Raw genomic sequence first — 23,532 nt, 5'->3', positions numbered from 1 at the left:
GGTCCCACAATCCCCAACGGGTCCAGCGAACCGGCCGCCGCCGACCGAACAGGTCCCACAATCCCCAACGGGTCCAGCGAACCGGCCGCCGCCGACCGAACGGGTCCCGCAATCCCCAACGGGTCCCGCGATTCTGCCGACGCTGCGCCGGCCCCTCGCCTGCGCCTCGGCACCCTCCTGCGCGGCCACCGCATCCGCTGGGCCGGCGCCATCGCCATGGCCGCGCTCGCCGTCGGCTTCGGGCTCGCGCTCACCGCGGTCTCGGGCTGGCTGATCGTGCGGGCGAGCATCGAGGAGCACATCATGGTGCTGCTGGTCGCCATCGTCGGCGTGCGCGCGTTCGGCATCTTCCGCTCGGTGGGGCGCTACGCCGAGCGGCTGCTGACGCACGACGTCGCCTTCCGCGTGGTCGACGCGCTGCGGCTGCGGCTCTGGCACGCGATCGCCGCGCGCGGCGCCGGCTCGCGGCGGCTGCTCGAGGGCGGCGCCCCGCTCGACTACCTCGTCACGCTCGCCGACGACCTGCGCGACCTGCTGCCGCGCGTGCTGCCGCCCATCGCGGTGGGCGTGCTCATCATCGCCGGCACCGGCATCACCACCTGGCTGGTCGCGCCGCAGCTGACCGCCGTGGTGGTGCTCACGCTCGTGCTCGCCACCGCCGCCGCTTCGGCGCTCGCCATCTGGTCGGAGCGCGGTGCCGCAGCGGCCCGCATCGCCGCCCGCTCCGACATCGTGCGCGGCACCGCGGCGCTCGCCACCGCCGCGCCCGATCTGCGCGGCAACGGCGTCGCCGACGCGGCACTCGCGCAGCTCGACGGCGCGGCCGAGCGCCTCGCCACAGCCGAGCGCCGCGCCGCGTGGGCCGCCGGCCTCGGCACGGCGATCGTCACCGCGGCGGCGACGGCACTCGCCTTCCTCGTGCCCGTGCTCGCTCCGGAGCTGACGGCCGAAGGCGCATCCGTCATCGCCCTGCTCTCGCTCGCGCTGCTCGAGCCGCTCGTCGACCTCGTCGCGGGCGTGCACCGGGTGCCGTCGATGCGGGCGCTGCTGCGGCAACTGGGGCCGGTGCTGCAGCCGGCGCCGCAGCCCGAGTGGGGCGGGGCCGAGCCGCCCAGCCCCATCGCGGAGCTCGCGCTGCACGACGTCACCGTGCGCTACCCGCACACGCCGCGACCGGCGGTCGCGGGCGTCGATGCACGAGCGGATGCGTCCAGCTGGCTCGTGCTGGACGGCCCGTCGGGCTCGGGCAAGTCGACCCTGCTCTCGGCGATCATGGGCGCGCTGCCGCTCGAGCGCGGCGAGATCCGCGCCGCCGGCCCAGCCGCGACTGACCCCGGCGCCAGCGCCACCACTGCTCCCGCTGCTCCCCCTGCTCCCGCTGCTCCCGCAGCTCCCGCTGCTCCCGCTGCTCCCGCTGCTCCCGCTGCTCCCGCAGGTATAGGGCGTGTTGCTGCCCGAACGGCCCGCGAAGAGCAACCTGACCTATACCTGTCGCGCGCGTCTGCTGGCGCGCCGCTCACCGAGCTCGACGACCGCGCGTGGAAGTCGCGCGTCGCCTGGTGCCCGCAGGATGCCTACGTGTTCGACTCGACGCTGCGCGGCAACCTGCTGCTCGCCCGCTCGCGGGAGGACGCGCCCGATGAGGCGACGCTGCGCAACGCGCTCGCGCGAGCAGGGCTCGCCCCGCTGCTCGGCACGCTCGCGAAGGGCCTCGACACGCGAGTCGGCGCCGGCGGCTCCGCGCTCTCTGGCGGCGAGCGCCAGCGGCTCGCGGTCGCGCGGGCGCTGCTCACGCGCGCCGATCTGATCCTGCTCGACGAGCCGACGGCGCACCTCGACGCCCCCACGGCATCCGCCATGATGGCCGACGTGCGCGCAGCCACCGCCGACCGCGTCGTCGTGCTCGTCTCGCACCGCGCCGCCGACCGCGAGCCGACCGACTCGGTCGTGCCCCTGTCGTAACGCTGCCGGTCATCGTCGAATGAGGCAGATGCAGATGCAGCAGCGGCGTCAGCCGCGAGCGGGACGGACGACCAAGTCGCCGTGCTCGTCGATCTCCGAGTACGACTCACCAGCGCGTCGAATTGCGCCCCGTAGTCGAGGGCTTCGCGCCGCGCTGCCGCGCGACCGGCCCATCGCGCACGGACGATCGCCTGCTCCGGCTCGCTCAGCGAGTCGTACGATCCGGCGCCTGCGAGGACTCGGGCGATCGCACCCTGGTTCACCCGCGGCGACATCTCATCCCGCCGACGAGCGCGGCATCGCGGCCGGCAGCAGAGCGCCCGATTCATCGCGCTCGATGAGCTGTCGTTCCGCGGCAGCAAACCGAGAGCGGCATTCTGCAAGCACGAATGCCTGCACGGAGTCCAACTCTTCCGCCCACGCCGAGAACCCGGGCAACTGATCCGACTCCGCCCACCAGGTTCCGGCTTCGCGGTGGTACGTCACTTCAACCGGTTGCAACGTCATCTCCTCAGCCCCAAGAGCCGCTCGGCCGCGGCGTCAGTCAGACCAATGTCCTTTGTCAGGATCTTCCGCACGAGGAACGGCGGGATCTCGTCTCCACTATGGAACGCCCACGTGAGCGTTGGCAATCCCTCGGCCCGAAACTGTCTGTGGGAGCCCCCGGTGCGGTGGCTCCCGTCTTCGCGGTAACCGAGCTGCTTCTTCAGAACCTTCAGCAGCGCCGCCGGCTTCATCGACGGATATGTGGCCACCGGCGGAGTCTTCCATCACCGCTCAAGTTCCTGTGAGGGAACGGCCCCGACATCTGGATAACTGCTTCATCGCTTAGTCGACTCCGCAACTCGCGCGGCACGCGACCCGGCGTGTCGACACGTCGATCGGCGCAGCGGTCGCTACGCCACCAGCCGCTTGAAGCGGTCGCTCCCCCGCGTCGAGCCGGCCGGCTCCACCTCGGCGCCGGAGACGCCGCTGGCACCCACGGCGAGGATCGCCCGCGCGAGCACCTCGTCGCGCACCTCGCGGCGCGCGTGGTCGTCGGCGAGCATCTCGACCAGCGCCGCCACCTCGGCGTCGGCGAGCGCCGCGATCGGGAACCACGGCAGCGCCGAGCGCCAGGCGCGAAAGACCAGCAGCAGGATGTCGTGCCGCTGCTCGACATGCGCGCGCTCGTGCGCGATCACCGCCACCAGCTCATCAGCGTCGAGCCGGTCGAGCAGCCCCTGCGAGAGCACCGTCACGCTGCCTGCGCCGCGCGGCAGGCAGTAGGCGACGGGCACCGCATCGTCGAGCACGCGCGTGCGGGCACGGGTCGGATGCGGTGCGGACAGCATGTCGAGCAGGGCAAGGTGGCGATGGCGCTGGCGGGTGACCTGCACGATCGTCACCGCCAGGTGCACCAGCAGGTAGCCGGCGAACACCGCCGCCGGGATGAGCGCCGGCCACGGCTGCTGCGGCGCGATCGCGAGCCCCGTGAGCGCGAGCGCGCCGATCATCGACAGCCCACCGGCGAGCCCGACGCCCTGCCACACGAGCAGCGCGATCACCGGTGCCCGCATCGGCCACGCGGCCCGCGCGAGCCACACCGGCACAGGCCACGCCAGCAGCAGCGCGACGAGCCACAGCATCGCCGCCGCCCACACGATCGCCCCCATCGGGATCACCAGCGCGTCCGCCATGTCGGCTGCGACGCTCGCGACCGCGATCTGCGCGGGCCCCGCCGGGGCCAGCGCGGCAGCGGCCGCCGGCAGCATGCTCAGCCCTCGCTGCCCGCCGAGCGCAGCAGTTCGCGCAGCACGGCCGCGTCCTCGTCCGACACGCTGCCGACGAAGCGCGCGAGCACCGCCGAGCGGTCGCGCGACTCGCCGAGCACCTCGTGCATCAGCTCGGCCACGTGGTCGGCGCGCGCGGCGACCGCCGTGTAGCGGTGCGGGCGCGACGAGCGGTCGGAGGCGACGAAGCCCTTCTTCTCCAAGCGCGACAGCACCGTCAGCAGCGTCGTCGCCGCGAGCGGCCGGCCCGCCGCCTCGAGCGAGGCCTGCACGTCGTAGGCGCTCAGCGGCACCGCGGCATCCCAGACGGCATCCATCACGGCCCGCTCCAGCTCGCCCAGCGTCGCCATGCGGTCCTCCGTCTCGTCCGTTCGTGCATCGCGACCGTGTGGCCGCGACCGCGTGGTCTTGGTCTCGTCTCTCGTGCGACGGCGCGCCCGCGCGCGCCAGCGCATCCGTCAACGCACCAAGCCTAGCGCGACTTCTACAGCCGAGCGAAGTTGTTCTATGCTGTGTAGAAGTCGTTCTATGTCACGTAGAACACCCCGGCCCGAACGGAGCCCCGTGGAAGTACTCGACATCGCCAGATGGCAGTTCGGCATCACCACCGTCTACCACTTCATGCTCGTGCCGCTCACGCTGGGCCTGGGCATGACGATCGCCATCATGCAGTCGATCTGGGTGCGCACCGGCGACGAGAAGTACCTGCGCATGGTGAAGTTCTGGGGCAAGCTCTACCTGATCAACTTCATCCTGGGCGTCGCCACCGGCCTCGTGCAGGAGTTCCAGTTCGGCATGGCCTGGAGCGAGTACTCCCGCTTCGTCGGCGACGTCTTCGGCGCCCCGCTGGCGCTCGAGGGGCTGCTGGCCTTCTTCGCCGAGTCGACCTTCCTCGGCATCTGGATCTTCGGCTGGGGCCGCCTGCGCAAGAGCCTCCACCTCGCCGCCCTCTGGTGCGCGGTGGTCGGTTCGTGGCTCTCGGCCTACTTCATCATCGTCGCCAACTCGTGGATGCAGCACCCCGTCGGCGTCGAGCTCGGCCCCGACGGCCGCCCCGTGATGGTCGACATCTGGGCCGTGCTCACCAACAACACGGCGCTCGCCGCCGTCACCCACACCCTCTTCGGCTCGCTCATCGTCGCCGGCATGTTCCTCATCGGCATCAGCTGGTACCACCTGTGGCAGCGCCGCCGCGACGGCATCGACACGGTCGCCGCCATCCCCGCCGCCGAGCGCCGCACCGGCCTGATCAGACGACTGACGGATGCGCGCACGCGCGTCGTCGTCGGCGAGGCACCCAGCGTGGCCGGCCGAGACGCCGCCGACCACGGCGTCTGGCTCTGGTCGCTGCGCTTCGGCGCCGTGATGGCGATCGTCGCCTTCGCCGGCACGGGGCTCACGGGCGACTGGCAGGCGAAGCTGATGTACGAGCAGCAGCCGATGAAGATGGCCTCCGCCGAGGCCGCCTGCCACACCGGCTCGTCGTTCTCGATCCTCTCGCTCGGCGACCCGGGCTCGACCGACTGCTCGGACGTCATCACGCTGATCGAGATCCCCGGCCTGCTCGGCTTCCTCGGCACCGGCGAGTGGGGCGCCGACATGCCCGGCATCACCGACCTCGAGTCGCAGTACCAGAACCAGTACGGCGAGACCATCCCGAACGACGAGCTCTACGGCTCGTTCGCCGGCAGCGACGTGCAGTACGTGCCGCCGATGTGGGTCACCTACTGGGGCTTCCGGCTCATGATCGGCCTGGGCGGCATCACCGCCTTCGGCGCGCTGGTGGCGCTGTGGCTGACGCGCGGCGGCACCGTGCCGCGCAGCCCCTGGATCATGCGGCTCGCGATCCTCGGCATCCTGGCGCCCTTCGCCGGCAACATCGCCGGCTGGATCTTCACCGAGATCGGCCGCCAGCCCTTCGTCGTCGCCCCCAACCCCGACCCCTCCGGCATCGACGGCGTGTTCATGTTCACCGCCGCCGCCGTCTCCCCCGGCGTCACCGCCGGCGAGATGCTCTTCTCCGTCATCACCCTCTCGCTCGTCTACGCGGTGCTGATGGTGGTGGAGCTGTTCCTGCTCGTGAAGTACGTGCGGGGCGGGGTCGCCAGCGCGATGCCGGAGCTCGGCCCCGCCCACCGCGGTGATCGCGACCGTGACCCTGACGGCGGCGACCACGACGCATCCGACGACACCGACCGCGACCGGGGCGACGACGTGCTCGCCTTCGCCTACTAGGCCGACACCGGAGACAAGGAGCCATCATGGAACCGCTCGCCATCACCTGGTTCGCGATCATCGCCGTGCTCTGGATCGGCTTCCTCGTGCTCGAGGGCTTCGATCTGGGCGTCGGCATGCGCATGCTCTTCGCCACCCGCGACGAGCGCGAGCGCCGCGTCATGCTCAACACCATCGGGCCCGTCTGGGACGGCAACGAGGTGTGGCTGATCACCGCCGGCGCCGGCATGTTCGCGGCGTTCCCCGAGTGGTACGCGTCGCTGTTCTCGACGCTCTACGTGCCGCTGACGGTCGCGCTCGTCGGGCTCATCCTGCGCGCGGTCTCGATCGAGTGGCGCGGCAAGGTGCACACCATTCGCTGGCGCGGCATGTGGACGGCCGGCATCGGCCTCGGCTCGCTGATCGCCGCCTTCTGCATCGGCGCGATGCTCGCGCTCACCTCGCTCGGCCTGCCGATCGACGGCAACGGCGACCGCGTCGGCGGGCCCTTCGTGTGGCTCGGCTGGCCCGCCGTGGTGGGCGGACTCGCGGTGGTCGGCTTCTCGCTCGCCCACTCGGCCACCTTCCTGGGGCTGAAGGCCGACGGCCCGGTGCGCGAGCGCGCCGCGGTCTTCGCCGCCCGCTGGGCGCCGCTCTGCCTGGTGCCCGCCGCCGTGTGGGCGCTCTGGGTGCAGCTCGAGCACGGCGGCAATGCGGTGTCGTGGATGCTCGTGGGGCTCGCCGTCGTCGCGGCCGGCTTCGGGTGGGTGCAGGCGCGCCGCCGCCGCGAGGGGCTCGCCTTCACCGGCTACGCCGCCTTCGGCGTGCTGGGCGTGGCGTCGATCTTCGCCGGGATGTTCCCGCGGCTGCTGCCCTCGACGGTCGACGAGGCCTTCTCGCTCACGCTCGCCAACGCCGCCAACAGCCCGTACACGCTCGGCGTCATGACGGTGATCACCGCCGTCAGCCTGCCGGTCATCCTCGGCTACCAGGCGTGGAGCTACTGGGTCTTCCGCCGCCGCGTCACCCCCGGCATGATCCCCGAGGCGCACATCGTGCTGCCCGCGATCCTGCGCGACAAGGAGGCGACGGCCCCGCGCGGCTGACGCGCGCGCGGCTGACGCGCCCGCAGGTATCGGGCGTGTTGCTCTCCCCCATGGCGCGACAGAGCGAATCGCCGTATACCTGCGGGCGGCTACTCCGCATCCACCGCGACGGCGACGAGGTCTTTCTCACCGTGGGATCGCTCACGCAAGCAGCGTCGCAGCAGCCCTGGCGCGCGCTCCGCCGTGACGACTGCCGCCCGGCAGAGCGCCCGATCGGCCTTGTCGCCGCGCAGGCGCTCCGGTAGTCTGGGCAATGTTGATTACGCATAGGCAATGGGGGATCATGACCGCGAAGACCGTCGGCATCGCCGTTTCAGCCGATCTCCGACCCGCCCTCGACGAGGTCGTCGAGCACTTTGGGCACGGCAACCGCAGCGAGTTCCTGCGGCTCGCCGTGCGCGACTATCAGGCACGCCTGCGGCTCGAGCGCTTGCACGCCATCCGCGAGCAAGCGCGATCCGAGCGCGGCGGCCGTCGCTACTCGAGCGACGAGGTGGTCGAGCTCGTTCGGCAGTCCTCGACCTCGTGATCGATCCGGCGACCGCTGTCGTCTTCGACGTCAACGTCTACCTCGATTACATCCTCGGCGACGACGGCAGTTGGCCCCTGCTGCCGCAAGTGCCGCCGACGAGCGACAATGCGGCAGCAGACGCCGTCGCACTCGCCTTTGCCGAGCGATTTCGGCTGTTCACGTCACCCCACATCCTGCGCAACGTCGCGCGCGTGATGCGAACGGTCGGCCAGAGCGAGCCCGTTGTCGAGGCGTTCGTTGCCGCGATCGCCGAGATGTGCGAATTCTCCGGCGGCGCAGTGATCGAGCCCCTTCAGCGAGACCACGGCGTCCACGATCATGAGGACAACCTGATCGCTTCCCTGGCGAAGGATCCAGCCGTTGACGCGCTCATCATCGTCACCAGCGACCATGATCTGCTCGATCTGGGCCCGAACTGGCATGGACGGCTGGTCATGCGGCCACGCGACTTCGTGCGTCGCGTCGTCGCTCGCGGCTAATTCTGCAGCAGCCGCAGCGCCGACCCCTTGTGCGCCGCCACGTGGTCGGTCTTGTCGCTGGCGATCTCGTACTGCGGCTCGTCCTCGCTCGCGCGCCGGGTGTGCCCCTTGTAGTCGAAGTCGCTCGTGTGCACCTTCGTGATCGTGCCGCTGACGTGCCCGGCCTCGGAGTTCCAGCTGACGTGGTCGCCCACCCTGAACCGCTCGCCCATGCCGCCCATCCTGCCGCGCCCTGCGGCGCGCCGCGACCCCTGCCACTACCGTGCAGGAGTGGAGTCGAACGACGCAGTCGCGAGCATCGGCGAGCTCGTGTCGTGGCTCTGCCTTGTGCCCGGCATCCCCCTGCTGCTCGCCGGATGGCTGCTGCGCATGCGCGACGGCGCCTGGGAACCGGTCGAGATCGTCGTCGTGCCCCACGGCGATCGCGCGCTGGCCCGCTGGTACGCCGGCAGCGGCTTCCACCAGCGCCGTCTCTCACGGGGCGAGCGGATGCGTCTGGGCGCCGACGGCGAGCACGTCGCGCAGGTGAGTGCCCGGCATCCGTCGCGCATGCGCCTGCGCGATCATCCACCGATGCAGCGCATGCTCACGGTGGTGGGCGCCGTGCTGACCATCGCCGGCCTGCTCGGCCTCGCGCTCTCGCTGCTGCCGCTGTTCGCCTGAGTCGTCGCATGAGCTGCGCGGACGTGTCTCCGCTGGTGATCGGAATATCCAGATACTTCGCGACCATCTGGATATTCCGATGATGGGAGCGTATGCTGAAATCCCGATATCGAGGAGGGTCCGATGGCACGACGCGAGGCACGCCTGCGAGCGCCGGCCGACTTCGGCCTCGCTGTGCAGCAGGCACGGCTGGCTCGCGGCAGATCCCAGGCGGACCTGGCTGCTGAACTGCACGTGACGCAGAGCGCCATCAGCGAGATCGAGAGCGGGAAGTCGACGATCCATCTCCGACGACTGCTCGCCTTGGCGCGCGCGACCGGTATCGAGCTGACCGCGAGCTGGAGCGACGACGATGCGCCTGGCGGTTGAGCTGTATGGCACCGTCATCGGCACCCTCGAGGGCGATGCGCGCACATTCGACTTCCGACCGAACGACGAGGGCATCGCCCGCTTCGGCGTGAACAGCTCCGTGCTGTCGGTCACCGTGCCGTTGCTGCCGACACAGCGGCGCGATCATGCCAAGCGTCGTCGCAACTGGTTCAGCGAGCTGCTGCCGGAGGGCGACCAGTACGACCACATGCTCGCGCAGGGTGGACTGCGCCGCGCTGACACACCTGGATTCCTCGCTCGATACGGACGCGACGTGGCAGGTGCGCTGCAACTGTGGGATCTCGACGACCCGACGGAGCCGCGGGCCCCAGCATTGCGCGCCCTCGACGCTACCGAGATCAAAGCCTTGCTCGAAGACCCGATCGGCTCCCCGCTCGCGAACGACGCAAACCTCGGAAAGTCGTCGCTCGGCGGCATCCAGCCGAAGATCGTGCTCGTCCGCACTGGGTCGGGCTGGGCGCAGTCGCTCGGCGGTCATCCGACCACGCACATCCTCAAGCCCCGCTTGACGGGCGCCCTCAGCTCGGTCATCTTCGACGAGGAGTTCGGCTCGCGCGTCGCCCGGCGTATCGGGCTCACCACCTTCGAGACGGCGATCGAGCGCTTCGATGGACTCGACGCTCTCGTGATCGAGCGCTACGACCGCGACCACGGCGAGCGACTGCATCAGGAGGATGGCAACCAGGCCCTTGGAGCGCAGGGCAACGAAAAGTATCAGGAGTACGGAGGCGTCGTCAGTCTCGCTCGAATGGCCTCTGTGCTGACGCGATTCACGTCGGCGGATGACCTCGAGCGACTGGCACGGATGGTGGTGCTCGCAGCCTCCATCGGCAACCTCGACCTGCACACGAAGAATGTCAGCCTGCTGCACCCTCCCGACAGCGAGGTGCGGCTCGCTCCGGCGTACGACGTGGTGCCGCAAGCGCACCATGCCAACGATGGCAAGCTCGCACTGGCCGTCGACGGGGTCTATCGCCACACCGAGATCACGCGTGACCATCTCGCAAGCGAGATCACAGGTTGGGGCGTTCATCGAGCCACCGTGATCGTCGAAGAGACGCTGGAGCAGCTCGATGCAGCGGTGGCGACTGAGGCACCGCTGCCCGGAGCATTCCCGCACCTGCAGGAGCAGATCGCAGCGTTCGTCACGAACCTGCGGGAGGGTCGCCGAATAGACGGCAGCGCCCCGTAGGACGAATCCCCGGAGAGTCCTCGAACGAGGACATCGCATTCTGGTCCTCGAACGAGGACATCGCATGCTGGTCCTCGAACGAGGACACGACGGCTCGGGTCAGCTCAGCTCAGCGGAGCAGCAGCGTCAGCGCGCCCAGCAGCAGGGCCGCCGCCGCGACCGCCCCGAGCAGCACCGCGAGCATGCGGCGCGGCAGCCGCTCCCCCGGCGGCAGCGCCACGCCGACCGCGAGCGCGATGCGCGGGGGCGAGGCGATGATGGCGAACGAGCCTGCCACGTTCTGGCCCGCGAGCGCCACCAGCGGGCTCGCGCCCAGGCCCGCCGCCGAGCTCGCCGTCGCGGTCGACAGCATCGCGGCCGCCCCCGTGTTCGAGCCGGTCAGGTAGCCGCCGAGCGCGCCCAGCAGCGGGATCGCCGCGACGAACCCGAGGCCCACCTGCGCGGCCGCCTCGGCGAGGTGGCTCGCCATGCCGGCGGTCGCGAGCACGATGCCCATCAACAGGAAGACGAGCGCGTTGCCGGCGATCGGCACCCAGCGCCGCAGCGTGCCGCGCAGCATCGCGAGCCGCGCCGCCCAGGCGGCCGGCGCCATCGCGATGCCGACCGACGCGGCCACCACCGACCAGACGGCCGGCGACGCGAGCCAGCCGAGCGCATCCGTCGTCGTCTGCACGGCTGTGCCGGCGGCCGCTCCGCCCGCCTCGGCCGCACCAGTGGCCGCGAGCCCATCGCCGAGCGCCAGCAGGCCGGTCGCGCCCAGGATGCCGGCGCTCAGCACCGCGTAGGGCAGCAGCGCGCGGCCGAGGGCCCGGTCGACGGGCGGCAGCGAGCCGCGCTGCAGCCGCGTCACCGCCAGCAGCAGGGCGATCACCGAGGCTCCCGCGATCACGCCGGCAAGCGGCGGCCCGAGCAGCGCGTTCGCCGCCGTCAGCACCGCCGTCGCGACCACCAGCACGAGCGCGGAGAGCGCCACGTCGCGCAGGTGGACCCGCCCGACGTTGAGCCACAGCACCGCGACCATGCTGACGGCGAGCACGACGGGCGTCAGCAGCGCCGACCAGACGCCCAGCTCGGTGAAGTCGACGCCGCCCAGCTGCGCCGCGACGAGCGTGCCCGGCCCGAGCGAGCCCCAGGGCACGAGCACGAGGCCGAGCAGCCCCGACACGACGGCCTTCACCGGGGTGAGGCCGAGGCGGATCAGCAGCGGCGCGGTGATCACGACGCCCAGGCCGAAGCCGGTGACTGACTCCATGAAGGGCGTCATGCCGTAGACGAGCAGCAGTAGCATGACGGTGCGGTCGGCGCCGGTCTCGGCCGCGCTCAGCCACGCGGCGATGCGATCCTGCGCGCCCGAGCGGGCCATGCCCTCGGCGAGGCCGACGCCGCCGAGCAGGATGATCGCCACCTCGATCACCGTGGGGCCGAGGCTGGCGGTCGCCTCGCCGGCTTGCGCCCCGCTCACGGGGAACGCGATGGCCGCGCCCATCAGCGCCGCTGCCAGCCCCGCCGCGCCCGCCCACAGCGACGGCACGCGCAGCACCAGCAGCAGCAGCACGAGCACGATCGGCACGGCCGCGACAGTCAGGCTGAGCGCGTCGGGGTGCACCTCTGCACGCTATCGAGCGATCGTGGTCAGGGAAGGACCGACGCATGCCGGGCGCCTCAGCGCCGCACAGCCCTCAGGTCGGAGAATGCCCACAATTGCGGCGCCAAACCCAGTATTGTGTGCCTAGACACGAAATACTGGGAGTGACGATGCAACTGCAGTCCCCGATGAAGGTGATCACGCCGACCGTCGACGGCGATGTGCTGACCGTGCTCGCGCGCGCCGAGCAGCAGTTCACCATCCCGACCCTGGCGAGCATCATCCAGAGCCGTTCGCCCGAGGGCATCAGGCAGGCAATGTCAAGGCTTGTCGAGCAGGGCATCGTCCACCAGCAGTCCATCGGGCGCGCACGCGTCTACGCGCTGAATCGCGAGCATCTCGCTGCGGCAGCGATCGTCGAGCTCGCCGATCTGTCCCGCATCCTGAGCCGCCGCATCCGGGCTGCGATCGAATCGTGGAGCGAACCGCCCGTCTACGCAGCGCTCTTCGGCTCTGCCGCGCGCGGAGAGATGCTCCCCGGCTCTGACATCGACCTCTTCATCCTTCGAGACCGGCCCCTCACCCCGCTCTGGGACATGCAGGTCGCGCAGCTGCTGGAGGACATCACCAAGTGGACCGGCAACGATGCTCAGGTGTTTGAGACCGCCGTGGACGAGGCGCGCGCCAATGGGCACCCAGAGCCCGTCATCGATGACATCCTGCGCGACGGCGTCCCCGTCTTCGGCGACACGACGGCGCTGCGCCGACTGGCGGTTGCGCGGTGACGCCGCGCCCCGGCAGCCAAGCGGACGCGACCGCTCGGATGGCCAAAGCGCGACAGTTCGCTGATGCCGCAGCCTTGTTCTACGACGACACAACCGGCTCCGCAGATCTCCCTGACGCCTACGTAACGACGGCCGTGCACTCGGGCATCGCTGCCGCAGACGTCGTGTGCATCCGACGCTTGGGCGCGTATCAGGCGAGCGGTGCCCATCAGGAAGCAGTCGCGCTGCTCAAGCGCGCGGATGCCGACGCTTCGAAGCACCTCTCGCGACTGCTCAGCCTGAAGTCCAAAGCTGGCTACTCAGCCAATCCAGCGTCGCGCGCCGACGTCGACGCCGCCCGGCGAGCTCACCTCGCGCTGCTTGAGGCAGCCGAGAGCGCATAGGCGGCCGCTCGACGCGTTGCATGCAGCCCACATCGCTCGCCGCGCCCCTTGCCCGTGCGCGCAACCAGATTCGCCGATATTCTAACTGACATCTTGATTGACGAAAGAAACCGGCGGGTGTTCAATCAGAGCAGCAGGGGTCTCAACGAAGGGTCACCGACATGAGCATCGTCATCATCGGCGCGGGGCTGGCGGGCGCGACCGCCGCCACCGAGCTGCGCGAGCAGGGCTACGAGGGCGAGATCGTGCTGATCGGAGCCGAGACCACCCCGCCTTACGAGCGGCCGCCGCTGTCGAAGGGCTACCTGCTGGGCAACGACGCGTTCGAGAAGGCGCTCGTGCACCCCGAGCCCTGGTATGCCGAGCACGACATCGACCTGCGCCTGGGCACCCGCGCCACCGCGATCGACCGCGAGCGCCGCGTGGTGCACGTCGAGCCGGCGAGCGGCGGCGAGAGCACGGGCGGCGGCCAGAGCACCGAGATCCCCTACGAGCAGCTGCTCCTCGCCACCGGCGCCTCCTCGCGCCCGCTGCACATGGACGGCGTCGGCGAGTTCCTGACGCTGCGCTCCAGAGAAGACAGCACCCGCCTCAAGGAGGCCTTCCACGCCGGCACGAAGGTCGCGATCGTCGGCGCCGGCTGGATCGGCCTCGAGGTGGCCGCCGCCGCTCGTGAGGCCGGCAGCGAGGTGACCGTCTTCGAGCAGGCCGCCGTGCCGCTCGAGCGCGTGCTCGGCGCCGAGATCGGCGCCGTCTTCGCCGACCTGCACCGCGGCCACGGCGTCGACCTGCGCATGAGCACGCAGGTCACGGCCGACGACCTCAAGAGCGCCGACGTGCGCATCGCCGCCATCGGCGTCACCCCCGACATCGCGCTCGCCGAGGCCGCCGGGCTCGAGCTCGCCACCCGCGAGCAGGGCGGCGGCGTGCTCGTCGACGCCAGCCTGCGCACGAGCGATCCGCGCATCTTCGCCATCGGCGACATCGCCAACCACGACCACCCCGTGCTGGCCGTGCGCATCCGCGTCGAGCACTGGGACACCGCCATCGAGCAGGGCAAGGCCGTCGCCCGCACGCTCGCCGGCACCGACACGCCCTACGAGCGCCTCCCCTACTTCTTCACCGACCAGTACGACCTCGGCATGGAGTACGTCGGCAGCCCAGGCCCCGACGGCTACGACCGCGTCGACATCGAAGGAGAGACGGATGCGCTGCACGGCGACGCGTTCCGGGCCTTCTGGGTGCGTGGTGACGCGGTCGTCGCCGCGATGCACGTGAACGACTGGGACGCATCCGAGGTGATCCGCGACAGCATCGGCAGCCGCCGAGCGGTCACCGCCGAACCAGTGTCCGCCGAATCGGTGTCCACCGAACCGGCGTCCACCGAATCGGTGTCCACCGAACCGGCGCCCGTGGACAGCGGGGCCGCGCAGTGACCGCCGAGCCCGCCCTGCAGACGCTCGCGCCACCGGTCGCCGAACGAAGCACCGCGACCACGCGACGCATCGGCGCCCGCGAGTTCGACTTCGAGCGGCAGGTCGCGGTGATGGCGGTAGTGAACCGCACGCCCGACTCGTTCTTCGACCGCGGCGCGACCTTCGCGCTCGACCACGCCGTCGGCCACGCGCTGCGCGCGGTCGAGCTGGGCGCCGACTGGATCGACATCGGCGGCGTGCCCTTCGGCCGCGGGCCGGAGGTGACGACCGCGGCCGAGATCGAGCGGGTCGTGCCGGTGATCGAGGCGGTGCTCGCCGCCGCGCCGGACGTCGTCATCTCGGTCGACACGAACCGCGCGGCCGTCGCGCGCGCCGCGATCGCCGCCGGCGCAGCGGTCGTCAACGACACCAGCGGACTGGGCGATCCTGACATGGCAGCGGTGATCGCCGGCTCCGACGCGCACGTGGTGATCACGCACTCGGTCGGCCCGCCGCGGGTCGAGAAGCCGGCCGCCCGCTTCGACGACGTCGTCGGCGACGTGCGCGCGTTCCTCGAGGAGCGCATCCGTCACGCCGAGGCCGCGGGCATCCCGCGCGAGCGCATCATCATCGACCCGGGCCACGACCTCGACAAGAACACCCTGCACTCGCTCGAGCTCACGCGGCGGCTCGGCGAGATCGCCGGGCTCGGGCTGCCGCTGCTCGTGGCGGTCTCGAACAAGGACTTCATCGGCGAATCGATCGACCGGCCGAAGGAGCAGCGGCTGCCCGGCTCGCTCGCGGCGATGACCGCGTGCATCCTCGCCGGCGCCAGGATCGTGCGCATGCACGACGTCGAGGCGACGGTGGATGCGGTGCGGATGACCGAGGCGATCCTCGGCATGCGCGCCCCCGTCAGGCTCGAGCACAACTGCCACCCGACGAGGAACGTGTGAGCGAGGCGCCGGCACCCGACGCTGTGGCACCAGACGCGGCAGACTCGACCGACGTGTTGGCTGACGTGACCGCAGCCGACGTGACCGCGTCGGCCGACGCATCCGCCCGCATCGACCGGCTGTGGCCCGAACCCGCGGCGGACCTCGACGACGAGGCGCTGCTCGAGGCCTACGCCTTCCCGGGCGAGGGGCCGTGGCTGCGCATGAACTTCATCGCCAGCCTCGACGGCGCGGCGACGCGCCAGGGTCGCTCGGGCGGGCTGGGCGACGCCGCCGACCGGCGCGTCTTCGAGCTGCTGCGGTGGGGTGCGGATGCGGTGCTCGTCGGCGCGGGCACGGTGCGCGCCGAGGGCTACGGGGCGATGCGGCTCGACAATGCGGCGGTCGCATGGCGGGTGACGCGCGGGCTGCCCGCGCAGCCGGTGTTCGTGCTCGTCACGCGCACGCTCAACCTCGACCCGGCCTCGTCAGTGTTCACGGATGCGCCGGTGCGGCCGATCGTCTGCACGGTCGCCACCGCTCCCGCGTCGCGTCGCGCCGCGCTTGCAGTTGTCGCGGATGTCGTCGACGTGGGCGAGACCGAGGCCGACCCGCAGCGGCTGCGCGACGAGCTCGCCGCGTGGGGGCTGCCGCGCATCCATGCCGAGGGCGGCCCGAGCCTGTTCGGCGCGTTCGTCGCTGGCGGAGCGGTTGACGAGCTGTGCCTCACGCTCTCGCCGACGCTCGAGGCCGGCGACGCGCGCCGCATCGCGCACAGCCCCCTCGCCGCGCCGACCGGCATGGCTCTCGCCTCGGTGCTGCGCTCGGGCGACGAGCTGCTGCTGCGCTATCGGCGCGCCTGACGCGCGCCGGGGCGCGGTGAGCGGCGGGCCGCACCCCTGTGGAGAGCCTCCGACGGCGACCGCTACGCGCCGTACACTCGAGTCATGACCCGAAACGCGGCGAAAGTGCTCGAGGCGGCCAAGTCGCTCTCGCGTACTGAACGAGCCGAAGTCGCACAGGAACTGCTGTCGACCCTGGATGCCGACGACGTCTCTAACGAGGTGCGATTGGCGGCGCTCCGCTCTGCGGTCGATGCGGCGGCAACGAGTCTCCATGCAGGCGAACGCATCGCTGTCCCTACTGGAGAGCTGCGGGAGTACTTGCGAGATCGAGGAAGGCTGGCAACCGAGCGGGCCGCTGCGCGTTCGCGGTGACCTTCCCACTCGAACTCGCCCCAGAGGCCGAGTCGGATATCGACGACATCCTCGAGTGGTCCGCGTCTCAGTTCGGCGGAGCGATCCGCAACGGCTATGAAGCGCTGCTCGACGCAGCAATCCGCAGCATCCAAGAGGATCCGGACAGACCCGGGTCGCGCGAGCGCTCCGAACTTGGACGCGGCATCCGGAGCCTTCATCTGACGTCGAGTCGAACGGCGGTCGGGGACGGCGCGCGCAAGATCGCACGCCCGCGCCATTTCATCGTCTACCGGCAGGATGGCGAGGTGATCCAGGTGCTGCGCGTGCCGCACGACGCGATGGATCTGCCAACGCAGCGAATGCGTTGAGTCGCGGCACGGTCGCGCATCGCCGCAGCTCAGACCCGTTGCGGCAGCGCTTCGTCGTGCTGCAGGACCACCGGGTGCTCGGTGCCCTCGTCGACCGTGTGGCCGACGGTGCAGAGCCGGTCGATCGCGCGCTCCGCACGCTCGGCGAGCGCCGCGACGTGCGACTCATCGAGGGCGCCGAGGTTCGCGCGGATCGTCGACGCGATCAGGTCGTAGCGATCCTCCTCGGCGTGCTTCCGCTGCTCGATGTCGACCGTCGCGGCAAAGTCGTCGCCGAGCTTGCTCGCGATCGTGTGGTCGGCGGAGAGGATCCCGCAGGCGGCGAGCGCCACGGCGAGCAGCTCGCCCGGCGAGAACACGCCGTCGGCGCTGCCACTGCCGATCGCCACCTCGGCGCCGCGCGCGTTGCGCCCGACGTAGGTCTTCGGCGCGGTGCGCTCGATGTGCAGGGGCGTGGGCTGCGTGCTCATGGGGACATCGTACGAGCGCCCGCGCAGACGGGCCGGGTCGCGTGCACCCGCTCGGCTTCGACGGCTCAGCGATGAGACGAGGAAAGCCCCGCCGAGGCGAGGCCTTCCGAACGTGGACCCAGGGGGATTCGAACCCCCGACCTCCTCGATGCGAACGAGGCGCGCTACCAACTGCGCCATGGGCCCGGACCGGGAAATGCTATCGGATCGCGCCGTCCGGCGCGAAATCGACTGTCGCGCGACTGGCTCAACGTGTGAGGTGGTGCTTCGCCGCACTCAGTGCGGCGAGCGAGCACCTGACACGTTGAGATCCGCGCGGCTCAGCCGACGCGGCGGAGGAATGCCTCGTGCACGTCCATGCCGCCGAGGTCGTCGTCGACGAGTCCCATCGCGGCGAACTTCGAGCCGGGGGCGGCGGGGACCGGCTCGGCGACCTGCGCCGCGGGCGTGCGGTCGGTGGCGCGCGCCGCGGGCGTGCGCTCGTCGCGTGCGAAGATCATGTGCTCGTCGGTCTCGGTCTGGATCGGCGCATCGGCGCGGGTGACATCGAGCGCATCGGCGCGGGTGACATCGAGCGCATCGGCGGCCGCGACCGCGCGCTCCCGGTGCACCTCGCGGATCGGCGGGGCCGGCTCCGTCGGCGACATGCGGCGCTCCGACTCGGTGAGCGAGGCCGCTTCGCCGCCGTCGATGATCTCATCGAAGCTGGCCTCGAGGCGGGTCACGCGAGCGATGGGGCCGGAGATGGCGCGGCGATCCTCCGCCAGCTGCGCCTTCGCCCGTGCCAGCAGATCATCGCTCGGGTGGCGCGCCGGCTCGTACTGCACGCGCAGCCGCTGCTCGGGCACCGAGCGCGGCGTCCAGGCGCGCGAGGCGAGCACCTCCTCGGTCTGCAGCGCAGCGCCGTCGCTCGAAGCGGCGCTCGCGTCAGCGCGCTGCGACTGCCGCGCCACCACCTGCTCGGCCATGCGAGTCTCGGTCGCGACCGCGTGCGCGGCGACCTCGCGCGCCTCGACCAGATCGCGAACGCGCGGCGCCGTCGCCTCGGCGACCCGACGCATCCGCGCCGACGACGAGTTGACCCCCACCAGTCCGACCATGCCCAGCACGGCGACCGCGGCGCCGACGGCCAGCAGCAGCTGCAGGCCGGGCACCAGCGCGCCGGCGGCGGTGGCGACGAAGCCGAGCACGACGAGCGCGAAGCAGGCCAGGCGGGTGCGGCGCAGGCGCTGCGCGCGGGAGACGGTCGACTTCACGGCCGCGCGCACCTCGCGCTCGACCGCCTTGATCTGCTCGTCGAGCTCGCGGGCGCGGGCGACGGCCTTCGCGTGCTCCATCGCCTGCTTGAGGCGAGCTTCCTTGGCGACCGCCTTCTGCTGCACGGCGATCGTGCGGGCGTCGGCCTCCAGCTGCACCTCTTCGGGCGCCTCAGCCGACTCGGCCATGATGCGGAGCGTCTGCTGCAGGCGGATCGCATTGCGCTCGGTCGCGAGGTACTCGCGCTTGCGGGTCCAGACCGGCACCAGGTAGGCGACCCAGAGCACGACGGCGATGATGAGGACGAGTGTCGTCCCGAGACCTGCGAACTCTGGCATGTCCTGCACGGTAGTGCGAGAACGGCGCCGACGACAGTAGGCACTGCGGCGGTTCGTTCACCCTCAGGCTGAAGTCGCACCTCGAGGGTCGCCGCCGACCTCGCCCGGGTACACCGAGCGGTCGAAGGGCGGCACCCGGCCGGCCAGGTAGCGCTCGAGCACGGGCTCGGCGAGCTCGTCCCGCACGAGCGCGAAGCACAGGTGGTCGCGCCAGTCGCCGTCGATGTGGATGTAGCGGCGCCGGCAGCCCTCGTAGCGGAAGCCGAGCTTCTCGACCACCCGCAGGCTGGCGATGTTCTCGGGCCGGATGCAGATCTCCACCCGGTGCAGGCCGCGGCCGAGCATGAGGTGGTCGGTGACCAGGGCGACCGCCGTGGTGGTCGCTCCCCTGCCGGCGAAGCGGCGCGCGATCCAGTAGCCGAGGGTCGACGAGGCGAGCGCGCCGCCGGAGATGTTCGCGACGTTCAGCTGCCCGGCGAACTCGCCGTCGACCTCGATCACCATCGCCATGCCGCTGCCGTCGCGGTCGGCATCCAGCAGCGAGCGGATCGACGAGCGCGTGTCGAAGCGGCCGCTGGGGCGCGAGCCGGGCAGCGTCGCCTCCCAGCGCTCGAGCCACGGCCGGTTCACCTGCAGCTCGGTCTCGAGCGTCTTCGCGTCGCGCAGCTTGATGCCGCGCACGGAGATCGCACCGTGACTCAGGCGCGGGGCGGTGTCGAACACAGTCCGAGCCTACGGCTGGAGCACGCACACCCGCGCACGGAGCGACCGAGAACTCTCCGGTCGTCGATGCATAAGGTGATGTAGCATTACATCATGCTCCGAACGCAGATCTCCTTGCACCCGGAAGAGCGTCAGCTGCTCGACGCCGAGGCGGCGCGCACAGGCCGATCGATCTCGGCGCTGATCCGCGACGCGGTCACGCGCACCTATGGCTCCCTCGACGACGCAGATGCGGATCTGCGAGCGATCGACGCGGCATTCGGCGGCTGGTCCGACCGTGACGAAGACGGCGAGCAGTACGTCGACCGACTGCGCTCGGGCGGGCGGCTGGCTGAGGCGACGGGCCCGTGACGCTCGTCGACACGTCGATCCTCATCGATGTGCTGCGCGGCCGGGATGAGGCGGTCGCAGCGCTGCGCGAGGCTCGGCACGCCGGCCCGCTGCACGCGAGCGAGGTCACGCGGCTCGAGGTGCTCGCGGGCATGCGCCCGAAGGAGGAGCCCGCCACACGCGCCCTGCTCGGCGCGCTCACCTGGCACCCCCTCGACGCGCGCATCGCGGAGATCGCCGGCGAGCTCGGCCGGCGATGGCTGCCCGCGCAGCGCGGCATCGACTCCGCCGACCTCGCGATCGCCGCGACGGCGATCGCGCTGGGCGCACCGCTGGCCACGCGCAACGTCAAGCACTTCCCCATGTTCGAGGACCTCGTCTCGCCGTATTAGGCAGACTCGCTCGCGGGCGCGGCGACCACGTTGAAGTTGTCGCGGAAGAGGTTCTCGGGGTCGACCTCGGCCTTCAGCGCCCGCAGCCGCGCGAGCGTCGCCGGCGGGAAGGCCTCCTCCAGCCGCCCGCGGCGCTGGTCGGTCTCGAACGAGAGATAGAGGCCGGATGCGTGGGGCGCGATGAGCGTGTCCCACGCGGCATCGAGGCGGGCGCGCTGGCCGCCGAACGCGATCACCGAGAACTTCGCCTCCCGGTGCGCGAAGGCCGTCGCGTCGCTCGCCACATCGCCGATCGCGCCGCCCATCGCCCTGATCTGGAAGAAGTAGTGGGCGCCGGCGTCGAGGAAGCGCGCGAGCGCCCGCGCCACCTCGGGGGTGATCGAGCCGATGAGCGCCGAGCGCGTCGCCGGCTCCCCCTGCCCCTGGTGCGCGCCGCCGGGCGCGTTGTCGATCACGCCCGCGTACGGCGTCTTGATCACCTGCTGGCCGACCAGCGGCGCCACCATCGCGAACGGCTGCAGGTGCTCGATGATCGTGTCGGGGTCGGATGCGTCCACGGCGATCATCGCCTGCGCGACCCTCGGCCTGCCCCGCTGGTCGCCGCCCAGCAGCAGGAAGGGCGTCACCACGCGGTCGCTCGCCTCGGTCGTCGCGCCCCAGCGCTCGAAGAAGTCGGCCGTCTCGCTCGCGTCGAAGGCGAGCTGCGCGAAGCCGATCTCGCCCACCGGCTGCGCGAGCATCTCGAACGCGACGGCCACACCCAGGTTGCCGCCGGCGCCGCGCATGCCCCAGAACAGCTCGGCGTGCTCGTCGCGGCTGGCGCGCACGAGCGAGCCGTCGGCGAGCACCACGTCGATCGACTCGATGTGGTCGATGGTCAGCCCGTGCTCGCGGCCCAGGTAGCCGACGCCGCCCGCGGTCGCGAGCCCGCCGACGCCGACGCCGCCGAAGTCGCCCGAGGAGATCGCCCAGCCGCGCTCGTCGAGCACGGTCGCGACCCGGCCCCAGGTGGCACCGGCGCCGATGCGCACGAGCCGCCGGGAGGCATCCACCACGTCGATGCGATCGAGCGCACCCAGGTCGATGACGATGCCGCCATGGTTGGTCGACCGGCCAGAGATGCCGTGCCCGGCCGAGCGGATGCTCAGCGGCACGCGCCCCGCGCCCTCACCCGCGAGCGCCGCGCCCTGCGAGCGCGCGTAGGCGAGCGCCTCGGCGACCTGCGCGGGGCTGGTCGGGCGCAGCAGCACGCCGGGCGCGCCGCCGCGCAGGTAGGTGTTGCGCCGCTCGGGGTACTCCCACGAGCCGGGCTCGACCGCCGTCGCCTTGAGGCTCTCGGGGATCGCCTGGTAGTCGAGCGCCTCGGCGCGCAGCGCGATCGCTGCTGCCGATAATCGCGACGCGACCGCGGTGCCGCGCGCGAGCCGCTCGGCCGCGATCTGCTCGCGCACCGCCGGCGCCACCTCGGCCATGAAGCGCTGCATGACGGTCGGTTCGTCGGTGCTGACGATGAACGTGCCGATGCCGTCCTCGAGGGCCAGCTCGACCAGCCGGCCCAGCTCCGCGGGGTCGGCGAAGTCGGCGCCGACGTTCAGCAGCCGGCGGATCTCGCCCGGCTCGCGGTCGGCCCGCGCTGCCGCCTCGTCGATCGTGGCGTTGCCCTTCGCCAGGTCGCCCGGCTGCATGTAGCCGAGGCTCGGCAGCCAGCCGTCGCCCAGCCGCCCGGTCAGCCGCAGCATGCGGGGCTTGTAGGCACCGATGTGGAGGGGGATCGGATGCGCGGGTCGCGGCCCGCGCTTGGCCCCGCTGGCACGGTGGTGCTGCCCGTCGACGCGCACGCCGCCTCGCTCGCCGGTGTTCCAGATCTCGCGGATGATCGCGATCGCCTCGCCCAGCGCATCGACGCCCTGGCCGGGCGTGAGCTTCGTGCCGCCCATCGCCTCGATCGCGTCCCAGAACCCGCCGGAGCCCAGGCCCAGCTCGATGCGGCCGCCGGTGAGCAGGTCGAGGCTCGCGGCGCTGCGGGCGAGCACGGCCGGCTGCCGCAGCGGCACGTTCGCGACGTTCGGAGAGAGGCGGATGCGCTCGGTCACCGCCGCGACGTAGCTCATGAGGGTCCACGTGTCGTGGAAGGAGGGCTGGTACGGGTGGTCCTGGAAGGTCGCGAGGTCGAAGCCCACCTGCTCGGCCAGCTGCGCGAGCTGCACCGGCTGCTGCGGACGCTGGTTCGTCGGCGTGATGAAGACGCCGAACTCGATCTCGTGGCCGTAGTCCATACCTGACTCAACCGGCCGCGGTGCCGGGCATTCCCCCGGCACCCGGGCCGCGCATCCGCCCCTCGCCGCACCGACGCATCCGCCCCTCTCCAGCCCGCGCAAACGGCCGATTCGCGGAGCGGCTGTGCGCGGAATTCACCCCGACGCGCTACATTCCAGCCCGTGACCGACGACGAAGCCGCCATCGAGGACGCCAAGCGCGTGCTGCGCCGGCAGCTGCGCACCGAGCGGGCCGAGCGCGGTCCGGCGTTCTCCGCCGAGCGGGCGCCGGCGCTCGCCGAGCAGCTCGAGGCGCTCACCCGCTCGCTCGAGGCGCGCACGATCTCGGCCTACCTCTCGACGCCCGACGAGCCCGACACCCGGGCCTTCCTGACCTGGGCGGCCGAGCAGGGCATCCGGGTGCTGCTGCCGATCATCCGGCCGGACGGGCTGCTCGACTGGGCCGAGCACGACGGCACCGAGACCATCGAGGCGACGCTCGGGATGCCCGAGCCCGCGAGCGACGCGCTGCCGCCGACCGAGCTGGAGTCGGTCGACCTCATGCTGATCCCCGCGACGGCGGTCGGGCGCGACGGCTCGCGGCTCGGCGGCGGGCGCGGATTCTTCGACAAGACGATCGCCGCCATGGCAGAATGTCCCTTGGTCTACGCAGTGGTGCATGACGAGGAGCTCTTCGACAGCGTCCCGCACGCCGGCTACGACCAGCCTGTCGACGGCGTGGTCACGCCGTCCGGGATCATTCACCTAGCCACCAGGAGCTGACCTC

The 23,532-nt window shown here is 71.5% G+C and carries 28 protein-coding genes and 1 tRNA gene; 18 read left to right on the top strand and 11 right to left on the bottom strand.

Annotated features, from left to right (window positions below; translation table 11 throughout):
• Positions 1-216: 216 nt before the first annotated feature.
• Positions 217-1,962, top strand: coding sequence for an amino acid ABC transporter ATP-binding/permease protein (locus tag J1M46_RS14860; RefSeq protein WP_206448491.1), 1,746 nt, complete (start codon positions 217-219; stop codon positions 1,960-1,962).
• Between the two features lie 276 nt (positions 1,963-2,238).
• Here J1M46_RS14860 and J1M46_RS14855 read toward each other — a convergent pair whose 3' ends face one another.
• The 4 genes from J1M46_RS14855 to J1M46_RS14840 all read right to left on the bottom strand — a co-directional run bounded on the left by J1M46_RS14855 (position 2,239) and on the right by J1M46_RS14840 (position 4,084).
• Positions 2,239-2,469 carry a DUF1902 domain-containing protein gene (locus tag J1M46_RS14855; RefSeq protein WP_206448490.1) on the bottom strand — a complete coding sequence of 77 codons (231 nt, stop codon included), beginning with the start codon at positions 2,467-2,469 and terminating at the stop codon, positions 2,239-2,241.
• Complete coding sequence (locus J1M46_RS14850) at positions 2,466-2,717, bottom strand: type II toxin-antitoxin system HicA family toxin (RefSeq protein WP_206448489.1); 252 nt, start codon at positions 2,715-2,717, stop codon at positions 2,466-2,468. Before J1M46_RS14850 ends, J1M46_RS14855 begins: the two co-directional genes overlap by 4 nt.
• Positions 2,718-2,858: 141 nt before the next feature.
• Positions 2,859-3,716 carry a M56 family metallopeptidase gene (locus tag J1M46_RS14845; RefSeq protein ID WP_206448488.1) on the bottom strand — a complete coding sequence of 286 codons (858 nt, stop codon included), beginning with the start codon at positions 3,714-3,716 and terminating at the stop codon, positions 2,859-2,861.
• 2 nt (positions 3,717-3,718) lie between these two features.
• Entirely contained in the window at positions 3,719-4,084 is a 366-nt protein-coding gene (locus J1M46_RS14840) for a BlaI/MecI/CopY family transcriptional regulator (RefSeq protein ID WP_206448487.1), read from the bottom strand.
• Between the two features lie 214 nt (positions 4,085-4,298).
• Here J1M46_RS14840 and J1M46_RS14835 point away from each other — a divergent pair, with 214 nt between their 5' ends.
• The 4 genes from J1M46_RS14835 to J1M46_RS14820 all read left to right on the top strand — a co-directional run bounded on the left by J1M46_RS14835 (position 4,299) and on the right by J1M46_RS14820 (position 8,065).
• A complete protein-coding gene (locus J1M46_RS14835; RefSeq protein ID WP_206448486.1) occupies positions 4,299-5,969 on the top strand; it encodes a cytochrome ubiquinol oxidase subunit I in 1,671 nt (556 codons plus the stop codon).
• Between the two features lie 26 nt (positions 5,970-5,995).
• Entirely contained in the window at positions 5,996-7,054 is a 1,059-nt protein-coding gene (cydB, locus tag J1M46_RS14830) for a cytochrome d ubiquinol oxidase subunit II (protein WP_206448485.1), read from the top strand.
• A gap of 283 nt (positions 7,055-7,337) precedes the next feature.
• A complete protein-coding gene (locus J1M46_RS14825) occupies positions 7,338-7,583 on the top strand; it encodes a hypothetical protein (RefSeq protein ID WP_206448484.1) in 246 nt (81 codons plus the stop codon).
• The gene (locus J1M46_RS14820) at positions 7,580-8,065 is read left to right on the top strand and encodes a PIN domain-containing protein (RefSeq protein WP_206448483.1); all 486 of its coding nucleotides are present in this window, start codon (positions 7,580-7,582) and stop codon (positions 8,063-8,065) included. Before J1M46_RS14825 ends, J1M46_RS14820 begins: the two co-directional genes overlap by 4 nt.
• On the opposite strand, the gene J1M46_RS14815 is transcribed toward J1M46_RS14820, so the two are convergent.
• Positions 8,062-8,277: a DUF2945 domain-containing protein gene (locus J1M46_RS14815; RefSeq protein WP_206448482.1), complete on the bottom strand. Its 216-nt coding sequence runs from the start codon at positions 8,275-8,277 to the stop codon at positions 8,062-8,064. The two genes, J1M46_RS14820 and J1M46_RS14815, sit on opposite strands and share 4 nt — an antisense overlap.
• Before the next feature lie 58 nt (positions 8,278-8,335).
• On the opposite strand from J1M46_RS14815, the gene J1M46_RS14810 reads away from it, so the two are divergent.
• From J1M46_RS14810 to J1M46_RS14800, 3 genes are all read left to right on the top strand, one after another.
• Positions 8,336-8,728 (top strand): hypothetical protein, encoded by a 393-nt coding sequence (locus J1M46_RS14810; protein ID WP_206448481.1) that lies wholly within the window; start codon positions 8,336-8,338, stop codon positions 8,726-8,728.
• 123 nt (positions 8,729-8,851) lie between these two features.
• Positions 8,852-9,097, top strand: a complete 246-nt coding sequence (locus tag J1M46_RS14805) for a helix-turn-helix domain-containing protein (RefSeq protein ID WP_206448480.1) — start codon at positions 8,852-8,854, stop codon at positions 9,095-9,097.
• The gene (locus tag J1M46_RS14800) at positions 9,081-10,310 is read left to right on the top strand and encodes a type II toxin-antitoxin system HipA family toxin (protein ID WP_206448479.1); all 1,230 of its coding nucleotides are present in this window, start codon (positions 9,081-9,083) and stop codon (positions 10,308-10,310) included. The genes J1M46_RS14805 and J1M46_RS14800 overlap by 17 nt, the downstream gene beginning before the upstream one ends.
• Before the next feature lie 109 nt (positions 10,311-10,419).
• Here J1M46_RS14800 and J1M46_RS14795 read toward each other — a convergent pair whose 3' ends face one another.
• Positions 10,420-11,916 (bottom strand): L-lactate permease, encoded by a 1,497-nt coding sequence (locus J1M46_RS14795; RefSeq protein ID WP_206448478.1) that lies wholly within the window; start codon positions 11,914-11,916, stop codon positions 10,420-10,422.
• Between the two features lie 44 nt (positions 11,917-11,960).
• Between J1M46_RS14795 and J1M46_RS14790 the strand changes: the two genes are divergently transcribed.
• From J1M46_RS14790 to J1M46_RS14760, 7 genes are all read left to right on the top strand, one after another.
• Positions 11,961-12,680 (top strand): nucleotidyltransferase domain-containing protein, encoded by a 720-nt coding sequence (locus tag J1M46_RS14790; RefSeq protein WP_206448477.1) that lies wholly within the window; start codon positions 11,961-11,963, stop codon positions 12,678-12,680.
• Positions 12,677-13,063, top strand: a complete 387-nt coding sequence (locus J1M46_RS14785) for a hypothetical protein (protein ID WP_206448476.1) — start codon at positions 12,677-12,679, stop codon at positions 13,061-13,063. The genes J1M46_RS14790 and J1M46_RS14785 overlap by 4 nt, the downstream gene beginning before the upstream one ends.
• 161 nt (positions 13,064-13,224) lie before the next feature.
• Positions 13,225-14,499, top strand: a complete 1,275-nt coding sequence (locus J1M46_RS14780; RefSeq protein WP_206448475.1) for an NAD(P)/FAD-dependent oxidoreductase — start codon at positions 13,225-13,227, stop codon at positions 14,497-14,499.
• 110 nt (positions 14,500-14,609) lie between these two features.
• Positions 14,610-15,434, top strand: a complete 825-nt coding sequence (gene folP, locus J1M46_RS14775; protein WP_206448758.1) for a dihydropteroate synthase — start codon at positions 14,610-14,612, stop codon at positions 15,432-15,434.
• Positions 15,431-16,276, top strand: a complete 846-nt coding sequence (locus tag J1M46_RS14770; RefSeq protein ID WP_342384400.1) for a pyrimidine reductase family protein — start codon at positions 15,431-15,433, stop codon at positions 16,274-16,276. Before folP ends, J1M46_RS14770 begins: the two co-directional genes overlap by 4 nt.
• An 84-nt stretch (positions 16,277-16,360) precedes the next feature.
• A complete protein-coding gene (locus J1M46_RS14765; RefSeq protein WP_206448474.1) occupies positions 16,361-16,630 on the top strand; it encodes a hypothetical protein in 270 nt (89 codons plus the stop codon).
• Complete coding sequence (locus J1M46_RS14760) at positions 16,627-16,980, top strand: type II toxin-antitoxin system RelE/ParE family toxin (RefSeq protein WP_206448473.1); 354 nt, start codon at positions 16,627-16,629, stop codon at positions 16,978-16,980. The genes J1M46_RS14765 and J1M46_RS14760 overlap by 4 nt, the downstream gene beginning before the upstream one ends.
• A 29-nt stretch (positions 16,981-17,009) precedes the next feature.
• Here J1M46_RS14760 and J1M46_RS14755 read toward each other — a convergent pair whose 3' ends face one another.
• From J1M46_RS14755 to J1M46_RS14740, 4 genes are all read right to left on the bottom strand, one after another.
• Positions 17,010-17,450: an OsmC family protein gene (locus tag J1M46_RS14755; protein ID WP_206448472.1), complete on the bottom strand. Its 441-nt coding sequence runs from the start codon at positions 17,448-17,450 to the stop codon at positions 17,010-17,012.
• A gap of 113 nt (positions 17,451-17,563) precedes the next feature.
• Positions 17,564-17,636: transfer RNA gene (locus J1M46_RS14750), tRNA-Ala, on the bottom strand.
• A gap of 134 nt (positions 17,637-17,770) precedes the next feature.
• Entirely contained in the window at positions 17,771-19,045 is a 1,275-nt protein-coding gene (locus J1M46_RS14745; protein ID WP_206448471.1) for a hypothetical protein, read from the bottom strand.
• A gap of 63 nt (positions 19,046-19,108) precedes the next feature.
• Positions 19,109-19,768: a GNAT family N-acetyltransferase gene (locus tag J1M46_RS14740; protein WP_206448470.1), complete on the bottom strand. Its 660-nt coding sequence runs from the start codon at positions 19,766-19,768 to the stop codon at positions 19,109-19,111.
• Between the two features lie 93 nt (positions 19,769-19,861).
• On the opposite strand from J1M46_RS14740, the gene J1M46_RS14735 reads away from it, so the two are divergent.
• Positions 19,862-20,119 (top strand): ribbon-helix-helix domain-containing protein, encoded by a 258-nt coding sequence (locus J1M46_RS14735; protein WP_206448469.1) that lies wholly within the window; start codon positions 19,862-19,864, stop codon positions 20,117-20,119.
• Positions 20,116-20,490, top strand: a complete 375-nt coding sequence (locus tag J1M46_RS14730) for a PIN domain-containing protein (protein WP_206448468.1) — start codon at positions 20,116-20,118, stop codon at positions 20,488-20,490. Before J1M46_RS14735 ends, J1M46_RS14730 begins: the two co-directional genes overlap by 4 nt.
• On the opposite strand, the gene J1M46_RS14725 is transcribed toward J1M46_RS14730, so the two are convergent.
• The gene (locus tag J1M46_RS14725; RefSeq protein WP_206448467.1) at positions 20,487-22,766 is read right to left on the bottom strand and encodes an LLM class flavin-dependent oxidoreductase; all 2,280 of its coding nucleotides are present in this window, start codon (positions 22,764-22,766) and stop codon (positions 20,487-20,489) included. The two genes, J1M46_RS14730 and J1M46_RS14725, sit on opposite strands and share 4 nt — an antisense overlap.
• Before the next feature lie 162 nt (positions 22,767-22,928).
• Between J1M46_RS14725 and J1M46_RS14720 the strand changes: the two genes are divergently transcribed.
• Positions 22,929-23,528 carry a 5-formyltetrahydrofolate cyclo-ligase gene (locus J1M46_RS14720; RefSeq protein WP_206448466.1) on the top strand — a complete coding sequence of 200 codons (600 nt, stop codon included), beginning with the start codon at positions 22,929-22,931 and terminating at the stop codon, positions 23,526-23,528.
• The last annotated feature ends 4 nt before the right edge of the window (positions 23,529-23,532 follow it).

The organism is Agrococcus sp. KRD186 (genome assembly GCF_017168255.1).
In the GTDB taxonomy this organism is placed as follows: domain Bacteria; phylum Actinomycetota; class Actinomycetes; order Actinomycetales; family Microbacteriaceae; genus Agrococcus.
This window is presented reverse-complemented; position numbering and strand designations above follow the sequence as displayed.